The sequence below is a fragment of the Hyphomicrobium methylovorum genome, from assembly GCF_013626205.1.
Lineage (GTDB): Bacteria > Pseudomonadota > Alphaproteobacteria > Rhizobiales > Hyphomicrobiaceae > Hyphomicrobium_B > Hyphomicrobium_B methylovorum.
This window is the reverse complement of the sequence record NZ_QHJE01000001.1, coordinates 1,452,535-1,465,316: the sequence shown is the minus strand read 5'-3', so window position 1 is coordinate 1,465,316 and position 12,782 is coordinate 1,452,535. Positions and strand designations below refer to the sequence as shown.

11 protein-coding genes are annotated in these 12,782 nt (G+C 60.6%); 5 read left to right on the top strand and 6 right to left on the bottom strand.

From position 1 onward, the window contains the following. Positions 1 to 31: 31 nt before the first annotated feature. Genes DLM45_RS07145 through DLM45_RS07125 form a run of 5 tightly spaced genes read right to left on the bottom strand, consistent with a single transcriptional unit; the run spans position 32 to position 5,334 of the window. Positions 32 to 1,540, bottom strand: coding sequence for an oligopeptide:H+ symporter (locus DLM45_RS07145; RefSeq protein WP_181336479.1), 1,509 nt, complete (start codon positions 1,538 to 1,540; stop codon positions 32 to 34). Between the two features lie 22 nt (positions 1,541 to 1,562). Then, complete coding sequence (locus tag DLM45_RS07140; RefSeq protein ID WP_181336478.1) at positions 1,563 to 2,222, bottom strand: pyridoxamine 5'-phosphate oxidase family protein; 660 nt, start codon at positions 2,220 to 2,222, stop codon at positions 1,563 to 1,565. Positions 2,223 to 2,266: 44 nt separating this feature from the next. After that, on the bottom strand, positions 2,267 to 3,205 hold the full coding sequence (locus tag DLM45_RS07135; protein WP_181336477.1) for a site-specific tyrosine recombinase XerD: 939 nt from the start codon (positions 3,203 to 3,205) through the stop codon (positions 2,267 to 2,269). Positions 3,206 to 3,217: 12 nt separating this feature from the next. After that, entirely contained in the window at positions 3,218 to 5,185 is a 1,968-nt protein-coding gene (locus DLM45_RS07130) for a hypothetical protein (RefSeq protein WP_246317206.1), read from the bottom strand. Between the two features lie 5 nt (positions 5,186 to 5,190). Continuing rightward, positions 5,191 to 5,334 (bottom strand): hypothetical protein, encoded by a 144-nt coding sequence (locus DLM45_RS07125; RefSeq protein ID WP_181336476.1) that lies wholly within the window; start codon positions 5,332 to 5,334, stop codon positions 5,191 to 5,193. 247 nt (positions 5,335 to 5,581) lie between these two features. On the opposite strand from DLM45_RS07125, the gene aroB reads away from it, so the two are divergent. Both aroB and DLM45_RS07115 read left to right on the top strand, forming a co-directional pair. Then, a complete protein-coding gene (gene aroB, locus DLM45_RS07120) occupies positions 5,582 to 7,264 on the top strand; it encodes a 3-dehydroquinate synthase (protein ID WP_181336475.1) in 1,683 nt (560 codons plus the stop codon). Between the two features lie 74 nt (positions 7,265 to 7,338). After that, positions 7,339 to 8,634 carry an HlyC/CorC family transporter gene (locus DLM45_RS07115; protein ID WP_181336474.1) on the top strand — a complete coding sequence of 432 codons (1,296 nt, stop codon included), beginning with the start codon at positions 7,339 to 7,341 and terminating at the stop codon, positions 8,632 to 8,634. A 16-nt stretch (positions 8,635 to 8,650) separates the two neighbouring features. On the opposite strand, the gene DLM45_RS07110 is transcribed toward DLM45_RS07115, so the two are convergent. Further along, entirely contained in the window at positions 8,651 to 8,941 is a 291-nt protein-coding gene (locus DLM45_RS07110) for a BolA family protein (protein WP_181336473.1), read from the bottom strand. A 162-nt stretch (positions 8,942 to 9,103) separates the two neighbouring features. Here DLM45_RS07110 and DLM45_RS07105 point away from each other — a divergent pair, with 162 nt between their 5' ends. The 3 genes from DLM45_RS07105 (at position 9,104) to cobT (ending at position 12,779) form a co-directional block, all read left to right on the top strand. Then, complete coding sequence (locus tag DLM45_RS07105) at positions 9,104 to 9,730, top strand: J domain-containing protein (protein ID WP_181336472.1); 627 nt, start codon at positions 9,104 to 9,106, stop codon at positions 9,728 to 9,730. 94 nt (positions 9,731 to 9,824) lie between these two features. After that, positions 9,825 to 10,823, top strand: a complete 999-nt coding sequence (gene cobS, locus DLM45_RS07100) for a cobaltochelatase subunit CobS (RefSeq protein WP_181336471.1) — start codon at positions 9,825 to 9,827, stop codon at positions 10,821 to 10,823. 57 nt (positions 10,824 to 10,880) lie between these two features. Then, positions 10,881 to 12,779 (top strand): cobaltochelatase subunit CobT, encoded by a 1,899-nt coding sequence (cobT, locus tag DLM45_RS07095; RefSeq protein WP_181338219.1) that lies wholly within the window; start codon positions 10,881 to 10,883, stop codon positions 12,777 to 12,779. The last annotated feature ends 3 nt before the right edge of the window (positions 12,780 to 12,782 follow it).

Sequence of the window (12,782 nt, the reverse complement as noted above, 5' to 3'; positions counted from 1 at the left end):
AAACGGCCGCGGCGAAAGTACGTTTCAGAAGTTAACTCCGGCCCTCCGAGAGCCGCCGGACGATCGGCGCAAGGCCAAACATGAGCGCCGCTGCCACGGCGACCAGAGCGGCCTGCGCCAGGAACGACAGAGCCAGCGCATCGGGATCGGTCGCTGTGAACGCCCCGCCGATGTCGCCAGCCAGCTTGTTGCCGAGAGCGGCTGCCAGGAACCAGATGCCCAGCACCATGCCCGTCATGCGCGCGGGCGCTATCCGCGTCATCGTCGAAAGGCCGACGGGGCTCAGCATCAACTCACCGACCGTGAACAGGAAATAGAGTCCGATCAACCAGAAGGGCGAGACGCGACCCTCAGCGGCCAGGTTTGCGGCGGGAACCATGAGCAGAAATCCGGCGGCGAGAAACGTAAGGCCGAGTCCAAACTTCGTCGGCGAACTCGGCTGGCGCGTGCCGAGCTTCAGCCAGAGCAGCGCCGCAATCGGCGTCAACAGGATAACGAAAATCGGATTGGCCGATTGATACCACGCGCTGGGAAATGCCGTGCCCATCACCTCGTTGTGCGTCAGTTGATCGGCAAAGAGAGAGAGCGTCGATCCGGCCTGCTCGAAGATTGCCCAGAAGGCGATTGCCGCCAGAAAATAAATCCCGATAGCGGCGAGCTTTCGTGCATCGGGATCGGGTCGAGAAGCTCCGTAAAGAATCGCAATCGTCGGTACAACCACGAAGAGCCAGCGCAGCCACCTGAAGCCGGCGAGATCGGAGAGCATCACCAGCGCCAGAAGCCCCACCGTCGCCGCGAGAATGAAGGCGCCATCGCGCAGAAGATGAGTGGATGGCTCCGAGGGCAGCGGATCCGGGTTATTTAGACCGCGCATATTGCGCGCGAAGATCAGCATCGAAATCGTCATGCCGACGCCCGCCGCGCCAAAGCCCCAGTGCCAGCTCAAGGACGGATCAAAACCCGCCGACGCAAGCCAGCCCTTGAATACGGAACTTTGCGCTAAGAAGCCGGTGACGATCGGCGCGATGAACGCGCCAATGTTGATACCCATGTAGAACATCGCGAACCCGGAATCGCGCCGCGTGTCATCGCGCTCATAAAGCGCGCCGACCAGCGCTGAAATATTGGGCTTGAACAGCCCCGTTCCGACCGCGATCAGCACCAGGCCGATAAAGAAGCTCGTAAGTGACGGGATGGCGAGCGCATAGTGTCCAGTCGCGATGGCGGCGCCGCCGAGCAACACGCTTTGCTTGGCACCAAGGAGCCGATCAGCGATGAAGCCGCCGGGCAGGGCGAGCAGATAAACGCCCATCGTGTAGGTGCCGTAGAGGCTTCCGGCCGTCGGCGTCTCGAAGCCCATGCCGCCCGCTTCGATCGGCGCGACCATGAACAGCACCAGGAGCGCGCGCATTCCGTAATAGGAAAACCGCTCCCACAATTCGGTGAAATAGAGAGTGGACAAGCCACGCGGGTGCGCGCCGAGCCCAAGTTTGCCGGCGCGCGATGCGATGTCCGCGGATGTCGTCGGATCGGTCTGCACAGCGTCCCTGTCCGCGAATGCTCTAGACGCCCTTGTCGCCCGTCAAGACTTTACCCATCCAGTCTTCAATCGTCGTCGTGCCGATCTCTTCGACCGTCTTTCGTTCCGACGGCCGAACCACGTCCTGCATCGAGTCAATCCGCTTCCACTCGCAGAATGGCGTCGTCTCTTCGACACCGGGAGCATAGCGAGACGTTTCGAGCTTTTTGTGAGGATGCACGTAGCGGGGGCAGTTCATCCATGCTTCACGGATCGAGACCTTCACCACCATCTCGGCTTCTTGGAAGAGCGAGACTTCCGGCCCGCTGACAATAAGTTCCGCGCGTCCCTGAACGCGGAGGCGGAACGGGCGCTCAAAATCGATAAAGAGAATCCCGATCTCCGGGTTCCCTGAAATGTTTCCCATCGAGAGGTACATGCCGTTTCCGTCATAACTGGGAAACAGCAGCGTCGAGGCATCGGGAACGCGAACAAAACCCGGCGCGCCACCCTTGTAGGAAACCGTCGGGCGGCCGCGATGATCAATCGTCGACAGGAAAAACATATCGCGGCTTTCGACGAAGCCTTTCGCGATGTCGTCGAGTTCCGGTTTGACGATCATGCCTTCGAGGCGGTCAGCCATCGAGCGGGTATCAAAAGCCATCTGCAAAGCGCGATGAATATCTCCGTAAAATTCGCTCATGTAGGCTTCCTCGCTGCTCGGGGCCGGATGTACAGGCGCGCTTTTTATGTATTTCTGTTTTTTGCAAGCGGATGATGCGCGTTGACAAGCGCTTTTAGCCGCTCCTGCAGCACATGCGTATAAATCTCGGTCGTCGAAATGTCAGCATGTCCGAGCAATTGCTGCACCGCTCTCAGATCCGCACCACGATCCAGCAAGTGGCTCGCGAAGGCATGGCGGAGAACATGCGGTGAAACGCGCTCAGGGTCGAGTCCCGCTTCCAAAGCGACGTCTTTAAGATCTTGCGCGAAGCCCTGGCGCGTAACGTGGCCGGACGCCGATCGCGATGGAAACAGCCAAACCGAATTATCGAAGCGGCCCGAAACGGCAATGAATTGGTCCAGGGCCGCGCGTGCCGTGGGATTGAGCGGAACCAGCCGCTCGCGCCCGCCCTTGCCTTTGATTGCGAACACGCGCGTGTCGCCGCGAAGCACCGAGCGGGGCAGACCCACAAGTTCCGAAACCCGCATCCCAGTTGCGTAAAGCAGCTCAAGCAAGCATCGAAAGCGCAACGCGCGGAAAAGCTCGTTGCCCGAAAGCCCTTCGCATCGGCGTGCGGATGCGTCCAGCAATCGATCGACTTCCGCGATGCTGAGCACTTTCGGCAACGCGCGTTGCTTTTTCGGACCCTGTAGCCCGGATGCGGGATCGATCGCGACGACGCCTTCAGCGTGCAAAAACGCATAATACTGGCGGATGGATGAAAGTCGCCGTGCGCGTGAGGAGGGCGCTTGTCCATCAGCCGCAAGCAGAGAGAGATACGCTTGAATGTCGCTCGGTGAGGCTGCTGTCGCGCTCAAGCCGCGCTCGGATAGAAACGCGATAAGCCCATCGACGTCGCGCGTGTAGGCCTCGATGGTATTTTCCGAAGCGCCACGCTCGGCGGCGAGCATGTCGAGAAATTCCGCGAGGTGGTCGCCGCGCCGATGCTCGCCCTCCGCCATTGTTCGCTCGCCTCAGTTTGTCGCCATGCGCGGCCACGAGGCCAGCAGAGCTTCGACGCCGAGCTTACGCGCGCCATCTTCAAGTCCCGCCTGCTTCAGCGCGCGAATGCTATCGCCAAGCGCGATCAGGTTTGCGTCCGCAGCGCCATTGGGACCGAGCGCTTTCATGACCAGCAAAACCGTGCGCCCGAACTCCTGCTTCTTCGCTGCGTCCTGCAGTTGCGACAGCACGCCGGTCTCTGGAAGATAGCCGGTGGACGGCTGCGGCGCCTTATTGGCGGCCTCCCACAACGGAAGCGGAACGGCGTAATTGAGTGCTTCAAGAACAGTTGTCAGCCGGTAAAGCGCTTCCGGAGAAAAGCGCCCTCCGACGGTGCCGCTTTCCAGCGCGGCGAGATCGTCGTCGCGAGCTCTCTGCGTCGCATCTGCGATAGCCAGGAGCGCGCGCCAATGCTCGAGATTGCCACCGCCCTCACCGCCGACACTGATCCAGTTGCGCGCCAAGTCGTAGCGTCCCGACGCCAATCCGACTTCAATTGCGGTTTCAGCGAACCAGCTCGCCTCGGGTGCCGGTTGAACATCGGCCGCTGCAGGCGCAATCATTTCCGCGCAGATCATGCCGAGACCCGGATGCTTGCAATCATCAAGAAACGCACGAATGAGCCGCGTTTTGCGCATCGGTGAACGTTCGGTCTCTGCCGCTTTGAAGAGTGCCGAGCGCCGTCCTTCGCCCGCCGGTCCGCGCCCAGCGAGTAACTCGTCAGCCGGAACAGCTTGAGCATTCGCACGGTAGATCGCTGCGAGCGTCTCGGGCGTCAATGCATTCAGTCGCCCAGCCGCTTCCGTTGCCGGAAAGCCGAGATCGACGGGAGTCGTCGGATCGGTCGCGAGCGCAACGAGCAGCGCTGGCTCCCCCTTTTCCAAAACGAGCTTGTGCGAAAGCCCGCCAACCCGTTCGGCAATGCGATAGTCCAGCAGCGAAATCTGTTTGACGTTTGTGAACTTCGGCTTCGACTTGATCGACAATGCGTCGAGCGCTTCAAGGCCGATCGACGTTTCGACGCCTTCCTCTCGCGCCATCTCGGCAGCAAGACCCGCGCTTGCGGCATCATCGCGTATGGCCGAGCAATAGCCCGCCATCATGATCGTTTGGCCTTTGAGACGCGACGGGATCGCACCTTTGACGTGTGCGGAGCGGGCAACGAGTTCGCACGCCTTGTCGCTGCGCCCGGACGCCAACTCGTTGCGTGCTTCAAGCGTCAGCAGCAGTGGGCTCTCAGCGCCGCCGCCCTGCTTTTGAATTTCTTGAGCTGCGGCACGCGCAAGCCCAGAGCGATAAAGCGCTTCGAGTCGCAGAGCGGTGAAGTCCGGGTTTGAGGAATCGCCGGACTGCGATGTCACCAGCTTCTTCCAAAGGCGATGAAGCGCAGGCGAGCGCGGCGGGATTTCGATGGTGCTGATCAGCGCCTCGATCGACGCGACGTCGAGGCCGCGCCAAAGTTCGTAGGGCAAGCCGGATCCGTCCGATGACATCACGGGCGCGAGGTCACCTTTCTCGACAGCCACCGGCAGATTGCCGCGCGAGACGTCCGACGGTGCAGGTGCGCGTTGCCGGCCACGATCGTTCGAGCCACCGCGCCTGTCGCCAGGAGGCGACCAAGCGTCTCCACCTCTGGCGTCGCCGCCACGGTAGCCTTTTGACTCACCGCGCCCATCGGGTTGTCCTCCAGCGGGCGGCGCTGTTTGCGGGAAGTAGCTCCGCTGTTCTGGCGGCGGCGAATAGGCGTCGTCATGCGTACGCTTTTTTCGCGATGGTGGGGCGGCCGGGGCTTCGGGCGCCGTGTAAGCGTCGCCTCCACCGCTAATCTGCGCGTGCGCGGCGATGCTGAATGCGCCCGACGTCGCCATGACGGCCGCGAGGCCAGCAAGAGCGATCGCGGTCGCCGTTCCGATCCCCCGAACGGAATGATCCCTGCCCATGTGTCCTAACGCCGGATTTTAACGCCCGAGACGGGCTTGCTGATGGTCTGCTGTTCAGGTTCGAAGCGCGTCGCGAGAACGTAAAGCCCGCCGAGAATTGTGCCCCCGATCGCGCACAGTACGAACAAAAGCCGGAAAAGGCTCGGCATTCTTAAACTTTCCTCCCCCCGTTACGTGCGCAGTGTTGTTGGCGCGATTATGACTCGGCTTAGAACATAACCTTAAGATGGGGCGAGGTCGCGTTTAACATCACTTGGCTGGTTGTCGCGACACCGGTTTCGGATTTGCGGCAGGCTCGCGTTCGTGGCATGACGGCGCGCAAATGTTGAGCCCATCGCGAAACCTCCCGCCAGCCATCAACGGGCGCATGTCTGCGTCCGGCGGTTCCAGATTGCCATGACGGAAGCCGAGGCCATTGACGTCGTCAAGAAACGGCTTGGCCGCCGTTCGATCGTGCTCGTCGGCCTGATGGGCTGCGGCAAGTCTTCGGTCGGCAAACGTCTCGCAGTGAAGCTCGGACTGCCATTTATAGACGCCGACGATGAAATCGAGCGCGCCGCCGCGAAGACGATCAATGAAATCTTCTCTGATCACGGCGAAGCGCATTTCCGCGATGGTGAGCGTCGTGTCATCGCCCGCCTGCTAGCCAACGGCCCCCAAGTGCTTGCCACCGGCGGTGGGGCTTATATGCACTCCGAGACGCGCCAGAGCATCCGTGAGAACGGAATTTCCATCTGGCTCCGTGCCGAACTCCCCGTGCTTATGCGCCGCGTCAGCAAACGCGACACGCGTCCGCTCTTGCGCGAGGGCAATCCTGAAGCCACGATGCGTCGCCTGATGGAGACGCGCTACCCTGTCTATGCCGAGGCTGATATGACCGTTGAAAGTCGCGACGAGCCGCACGATCTGGCCGTCGCGGAGATTTTGTCCCTGCTCGCCGTTCCTGCGCCGGTCACGCAAAGCGCAAGCCCATCTCGCGCGGTGCATGTCGATCTCGCAAATCGCTCATATGACGTTTTGATTGCAGCCGGATTGTTGCGCGACGCGGGGGCGCTCATCAAATCGCGGCTCGGCCCGGTGAAGTGCGGCGTCGTGACAGACGAGAACGTGGCCCGCCATCACCTCGCGACGCTGGAAGAAAGCCTGAAGGCGGAAGGCCTGCACGCGGGTTCCGTCATCATGAAGCCGGGCGAAGGAACAAAGAATTTCCGCGACCTCGCGAGCCTTTCTGAACGGTTGCTGGAGATGGGGCTCGAGCGCGGCGACGTCGTATTGCCGTTCGGCGGCGGCGTCATCGGCGATCTCGCGGGCTTTGCGGCAGGAATTCTGCGGCGTGGAGTTCGCTTTGTCCAAATCCCGACGTCGCTGCTGGCTCAAGTCGACAGTTCGGTCGGCGGCAAGACCGGCATCAACACGCCGCAAGGAAAAAATCTGATCGGCGTCTTCCATCAGCCGAATCTCGTTATCGCCGACACGGCCGTGTTGACGACATTGCCGCCGCGCGAAATGCGCGCTGGATACGCTGAGGTTGCCAAGTATGGCCTGCTTGGTGACGCAAAATTCTTCGCGTGGCTTGAAGCGAATTGGCAAGGCGTCTTCGGGAACAATGGCCCGGCTCTAACCAAGGCCATTGAAACGAGCGTTGCGGCCAAGGCAGCCATTGTCGCGCGCGATGAAACCGAAACCGGCGATCGGGCTTTGCTCAACCTCGGCCACACGTTCGGGCACGCGCTCGAAGCATGGACAGGTTACTCCGATCGGTTGCTGCACGGCGAAGGCGTTTCGATCGGCATGAGCCTCGCGTTCCGGTTTTCCGAAGACCTTGGGCTCTGCCCGGCCGGACAAGCCGCGCGCGTCGAATCTCATCTCAGGGCCGTCGGCCTGCCGACGCGGATAAGCGACATTCCCCAGTCCGGCGCCAACGCAGATGAACTCATGCGTCTGATGGGCCAGGATAAGAAAGTGCGCGCCGGAAAACTGGTTTTCATTCTCGTGCGCGGGATTGGACAGGCATTCGTGTCGAGTGACGTCAAGCCCGAAGCAGTGCACACATTCCTCGAACGCGAAGTTGCACGTTGACGCAACGTGCCGAGCCGCATGCATCGTGTTAATCTCGACGAGTTCAATCTCCCAAGACGAGCGATGAAAATGCCATGACAATCGCCGTTAGCATTTTTGCGGTTATCCTGCTCATCGTTCTGTCTGCCTTCTTCAATGGCAGTGAAACCGCGCTGACGGCCGCCTCGCGCGCACGAATGCACGCGCTTGAAGAAGACGGAAAGGCCGCGGCCGGTGTCGTGAACCGGGTGCTATCGCGACCCGAAAAAATGATCGGCACCGTGCTGCTCGGAAACACGCTCGTCGATGTGCTGGCGGCAGCGCTGGCGTCGAACTTGGCCGTGCAACTCTATGGCGAGGTCGGTGTTGCCTACGCGACGGTCGCGGTCACGATCCTGATCGTCATCTTCGCAGCAGTTTTGCCGAAGACATACGCGCTCGCCTACGCGGATCGTGTCGCGTTGCTGGTGGCGCCGCCGATGCGCGGTCTCATCTACATTTTGTCGCCGATCACCAAGGCGATCGAAATTATCGTTCGCAACATCCTCAAGCTGACGCCGAGCAAGGACGACGACGCCGCGAATATCCTTGCGGCGCACGAGGAAATTCGCGGCACGATCGATCTTCAGGCGCGCGAGGGCACGGTCGCGAAGGGCGATGCCGAGATGCTCGGCGGCGTGCTCGACCTCGGCGACCTCCAGGTCGCGGACATCATGGTCCATCGCACCAAGATGGAAACGGTCAACGCGGACGATCCGCCAGCCAAGATTCTCGACCAGTTGATGAAGTCGCAATACACGCGCGTTCCGCTCTGGAAGGAAGAGTCGGAAAACATCGTCGGCGTGCTCCACACCAAGGATCTTCTGCTCGCGCTCTCCAGCGCCGGTTGGAAGCCCGACGGCCTCGACATCATGAAATCCGCGAGCCAGCCGTGGTTCGTTCCGGACACGACAAGCCTTCGCGATCAGCTCAATCAGTTTCTGAAGAACAAAGCGCAGATGGCGCTCGTCGTCGACGAATACGGCGAGGTGCAGGGTCTCATCACTCTGGAAGACATTCTCGAGGAGATCGTCGGCCAGATCACCGACGAGCACGACACGCCCGATAGCCACATCCGCATGCAGTCAGACGGCACCGTCAACGTCGATGGCGGTGTGGCGATCCGTGACCTCAATCGCCATCTCGGATGGGATCTTCCCGACGAAGAGGCCACGACAATTGCCGGTCTGGTGATTCACGAAGCCCAGACGATTCCAGAACCCGGCCAGATGTTCACGTTCCACCGCTATCGCTTCGAGATTCTACGCAAGAGCCGGAACAAAATCACGGCAATCCGCATCAAGTCATTGCCCAAGTCCGAGACTGAGGCAGCGTTGGAATCGAAAGGCTGAAACCCGCGCGCGGAGTTCAGCTCCCGGCGCCCTTGGGAACGGGTTCACCCGGAGCAAGCGTCGTCAGCGCAAGCGCGTGGATGCCGCCCTTGAGTTCGTCTTTCAGAGTTTCATTAACGAGACGATGCCGCTCGAGCCGGCTCTTTCCGGTAAACGCATCTGAAATGATCAGGATGCGGAAATGACTGTTGCCTGTACCCGGCGAATTGCGGTGTCCGGCGTGAAGTTCCGATTCATTGATGACATCAAGCCGCGTTGGCCGAAGATCGACGATAAGTTTTTCTCGGAGGCGTGCGGTGACCGTCATTAAAATGCTCTTTGTTGCGCGTAGTTCTGGAGACACTGTTCCGCCGGATTTAACATCGGGAAACCGCTCATTAAACCCTCACCTGCACACTAGCCGAAGAAATCAATCGGATTGATTGCCGCCCTTGTTTCCCACTCCGCAAACCAGCATACTGTCCGGCCGATGAAACTTGATTCAAAATACTTCGACAGCATCCGCGTGTCGTCCAAGCGTTCGCAAGGCGCCAAGAAGGAAACGCGTGCGTCCGGCTGCCAGTGGAAGGGCTGTGACAAGCCCGGGTCCCACAAGGCCCCGAAAGGCCGTGGCCGCGAAGGCGAGTACTTCCAGTTTTGCGTGGATCACGTCCGCCAATACAATCACGAGTATAATTATTTCGACGGTATGAGCGACGCTGAGGTCAACCGCTTCCGCAAGGATGCGCTGACCGGCCACCGCCCGACGTGGCAAACTGGCGCGAACGCTTGGGCTCACGGCACGCGAGACAATGTCCGCACCGAGGAAGCCGCTGCCCGCGTTGCGGCCAGCTCGGCGAAAATGACGCGCCGTGCCCGTTCTTCGCGCACTGAGATGCCGACATTCCGCCGCCAGCTTAAGCCGCTGGAGCGGAAGTCCCTACAGGTGCTTGATCTTGGCGAAAACGCGAAGCCCGAAGAGATCAAGGCGCGCTTCAAGGAACTGGTGAAAATTCATCATCCGGACGCGAACGGCGGCGATAGCCGGTCCGAGGAAAAGTTGCGCGAAATCCTCCAAGCCTATAATTACTTGAAGCAAGCAGGCTTGGCGCAATAGCCGAGAATGTAAAGCTACGAGCGGGCGGGCCAGCCCTTTTTTGCCAGCCCATACATAGCGGTTGCCCTACCGCATCGAGCGGGATCCAGACTACATGCGCACGACACCAAGCGCCTCTGGCGCGTCAGCTGCCCTGCCGGACATGAAGTTGTCCGTGCGGCAAGTCTTCGGAATCGATAGTGATCTCGAAGTCCCTGCCTATTCCAAGGCGGACGAGCACGTTCCTGATCTCGATCCCGACTATCTTTTTAATCGCGACGTGACGCTCGCGATCCTCGCCGGCTTCAAGCACAACCGCCGCGTGATGATTCAAGGCTATCACGGGACCGGCAAGTCGACTCACATTGAGCAGGTCGCGGCGCGGCTAAACTGGCCGTGCGTTCGCGTGAATCTCGATAGCCACGTCAGCCGCATCGATCTCGTCGGCAAAGACGCAATCGTCCTGAAGGACGGTCATCAGGTCACGGAGTTCAAGGAAGGCATCCTTCCCTGGGCGCTCCAAAGCAACACCGCGCTCGTCTTCGACGAGTACGACGCCGGTCGCCCCGACGTGATGTTCGTCATCCAGCGCGTGCTCGAAGTTTCCGGCAAATTGACGCTGCTCGACCAATCGAAGGTGATCAGGCCGCATAAGGCGTTCCGCCTGTTCGCGACGACGAACACGATTGGCCTCGGCGATACTTCCGGGCTCTATCACGGCACGCAGCAGATCAACCAGGGCCAGATGGACCGCTGGTCGATCGTAGCAACGCTCAACTATCTGCCGCATGACGACGAAGCCAAGATCGTGCTGTCGAAAGTGAAATCCTTCGCCAAGACCGATGCCAAGCGGAAAGACGTCTCGCACATGGTGCGAGTCGCGGATCTGACGCGCTCGGCGTTCATCAACGGAGATCTCTCGACGGTGATGAGCCCGCGTACCGTCATGACGTGGGCCGAGAACGCGGAAATCTTCAACGATATCGGCTTCGCCTTCCGCGTAACGTTCTTGAACAAGTGCGATGATCTCGAGAAACCTCTTGTCGCCGAATTCTATCAGCGCTGTTTCGGAGAAGAGTTGTCCGAAAGCACTGCAAACGTCGCTCTGAGCTGAGACAGCGTGGCGAAATCCAGCTGGCCTCCGATCGAAAAGGGCGAAGTGAGGCCGGTCGTGAGCCCTACGACGAAACGCCGGGAAGCCCCTTCCGAGCCGCTGAAGCGCGTGCTCGGTCCAACCGTGCGCGCGATCGCCGGGGACAGTGAAGTCGAGATCGAATTCGGTCCTGGCCATCAAGGTGATGTCAGCGGCAAGTCGGTCTATCTTCCAGAGCCGCCGCGTGTGCCGAACGCCAAGGATATCGCTCTGGCTCGCGGCTGGGCCGACAGCCTGGCGCTTCGCATCGGCTGTCACGACGCTAAGATTCATCGCCGTGTTTGCCCGCCGCCTGGACCGGCGCGCGCTGTCTTCGAAGCGGCCGAACGTGCGCGCGTCGAAGGGCTTGGCGCCAAACGCATGCCCGGTATGGCGGCCAATCTGACCGCTCGCCTGGAAGAACAATACAGCCACGGTCGCTTCAGCACGGTGCGCGACCGCGAGCAGGCGCCGCTTGAAGATGCCCTCGCGCTTCTAATTCGCGAGCGCATCACCGGATTGGAGCCGCCGAAGTCGACGAAGGCGCTCGTCGATCTCTGGCGTCCGGAAATTGAATCGCGCTGCGGCAAGCTGCTGAAGCGCATCGAAGACCTTTCCGAAAATCAGGAACTGTTTGGCCGCCAGATCCGTGACCTCCTGAAGGTCTTGGAAATGGTCGATCAGAACGATCAGGCCGCGCCCAATCAGGAAGAAGAAGAGACCGAAGACGGCGCATCTGAGGATGGCCCGGAGGGCAGCGAGCAGTCCGAGGAGGAAGGTTCCGACGGCCAGGACCAGGAGAGCGAAGACCAGACGTCCGACGGAGATGTCTCTGAGGCCGACGATGTCGACTCGATGGGCGACACCGATCAGCAGGACATGGACGACGGCGAACTCAGCGAAGAAGAGGTGCCTGCGCCGTGGCGGCCAAACACGACGGTTTTGGATAACCCCGAGGCGTTCGGCTACAAAGTCTTCACGCGCGCATACGACGAAGAGATCGGCGCTGCTGAGCTGTCTTCGCCGGAAGAACTCGAACGCCTGCGCGCCTTCCTGGACAAAGAGCTCAAAACGCTTTCGGCTGCCGTTGCAAAGCTCGCCAACAAACTGCAACGCCGCTTGCTGGCGCAACAAAATCGCGGCTGGGATTTCGATCTGGAAGAAGGCACGCTCGATGCCGCGCGTCTAACGCGCGTGATCGTCGATCCCACCGGCGCGCTCACCTACAAGAAAGAGCGCGACACGGATTTTCGTAATACGGTGGTGACGCTGCTGCTCGACAATTCCGGTTCGATGCGCGGCCGCCCGATCATGGTCGCCGCGTGCTGCGCCGACATTCTCGCGCGGACGCTCGAACGGTGCGGTGTGAAGGTTGAGATTCTTGGCTTCACGACCAAGGCCTGGAAGGGCGGTCAGGCGCGCGAAGAGTGGCTGGAAGAAGGAAAGCCGCCTTCTCCCGGTCGCCTGAACGATCTTCGCCACATCATCTATAAGCGCGCCGACGCACCTTGGCGCCGCTCGAAAAATGCACTCGCGCTGATGATGCGTGAAGGCCTGCTGAAAGAAAACATCGACGGAGAGGCGCTGGCTTGGGCGCACTCGCGTTTGGTTGTGCGGCCGGAACAGCGTCGCATCTTGATGATGATTTCGGACGGCGCGCCCGTCGATGACTCGACGCTTTCGGTCAACACCGGCAACTATCTCGAGCAGCACCTTCGGCAGGTGATTCACGAGATTGAAAATTATTCGCCCGTCGAACTGATCGCGATCGGCATCGGCCACGACGTGACGCGTTATTACCGTCGCGCAGTCACGATTACGGATGCGTCCGAACTCGCTGGGGCAATGACGGAAAAGCTCGTTGAACTGTTTGAAGAAACCGGCGGTCCCGAACTCCGCCCTGGCTCGCGGACGCGTCGCCGCTCTTCGCTTCACTGAGGC

Coding starts and splice junctions, on each gene's coding strand:
- DLM45_RS07140 (WP_181336478.1), bottom strand. CDS start 2,222: ATGAGCGAATTTTACGGAGATATTCATCGCGCTTTGCAGATGGCTTTT.
- DLM45_RS07135 (WP_181336477.1), bottom strand. CDS start 3,205: ATGGCGGAGGGCGAGCATCGGCGCGGCGACCACCTCGCGGAATTTCTC.
- DLM45_RS07130 (WP_246317206.1), bottom strand. CDS start 5,185: ATGGGCAGGGATCATTCCGTTCGGGGGATCGGAACGGCGACCGCGATC.
- DLM45_RS07125 (WP_181336476.1), bottom strand. CDS start 5,334: ATGCCGAGCCTTTTCCGGCTTTTGTTCGTACTGTGCGCGATCGGGGGC.
- aroB (WP_181336475.1), top strand. CDS start 5,582: ATGACGGAAGCCGAGGCCATTGACGTCGTCAAGAAACGGCTTGGCCGC.
- DLM45_RS07115 (WP_181336474.1), top strand. CDS start 7,339: ATGACAATCGCCGTTAGCATTTTTGCGGTTATCCTGCTCATCGTTCTG.
- DLM45_RS07110 (WP_181336473.1), bottom strand. CDS start 8,941: ATGACGGTCACCGCACGCCTCCGAGAAAAACTTATCGTCGATCTTCGG.
- DLM45_RS07105 (WP_181336472.1), top strand. CDS start 9,104: ATGAAACTTGATTCAAAATACTTCGACAGCATCCGCGTGTCGTCCAAG.
- cobS (WP_181336471.1), top strand. CDS start 9,825: ATGCGCACGACACCAAGCGCCTCTGGCGCGTCAGCTGCCCTGCCGGAC.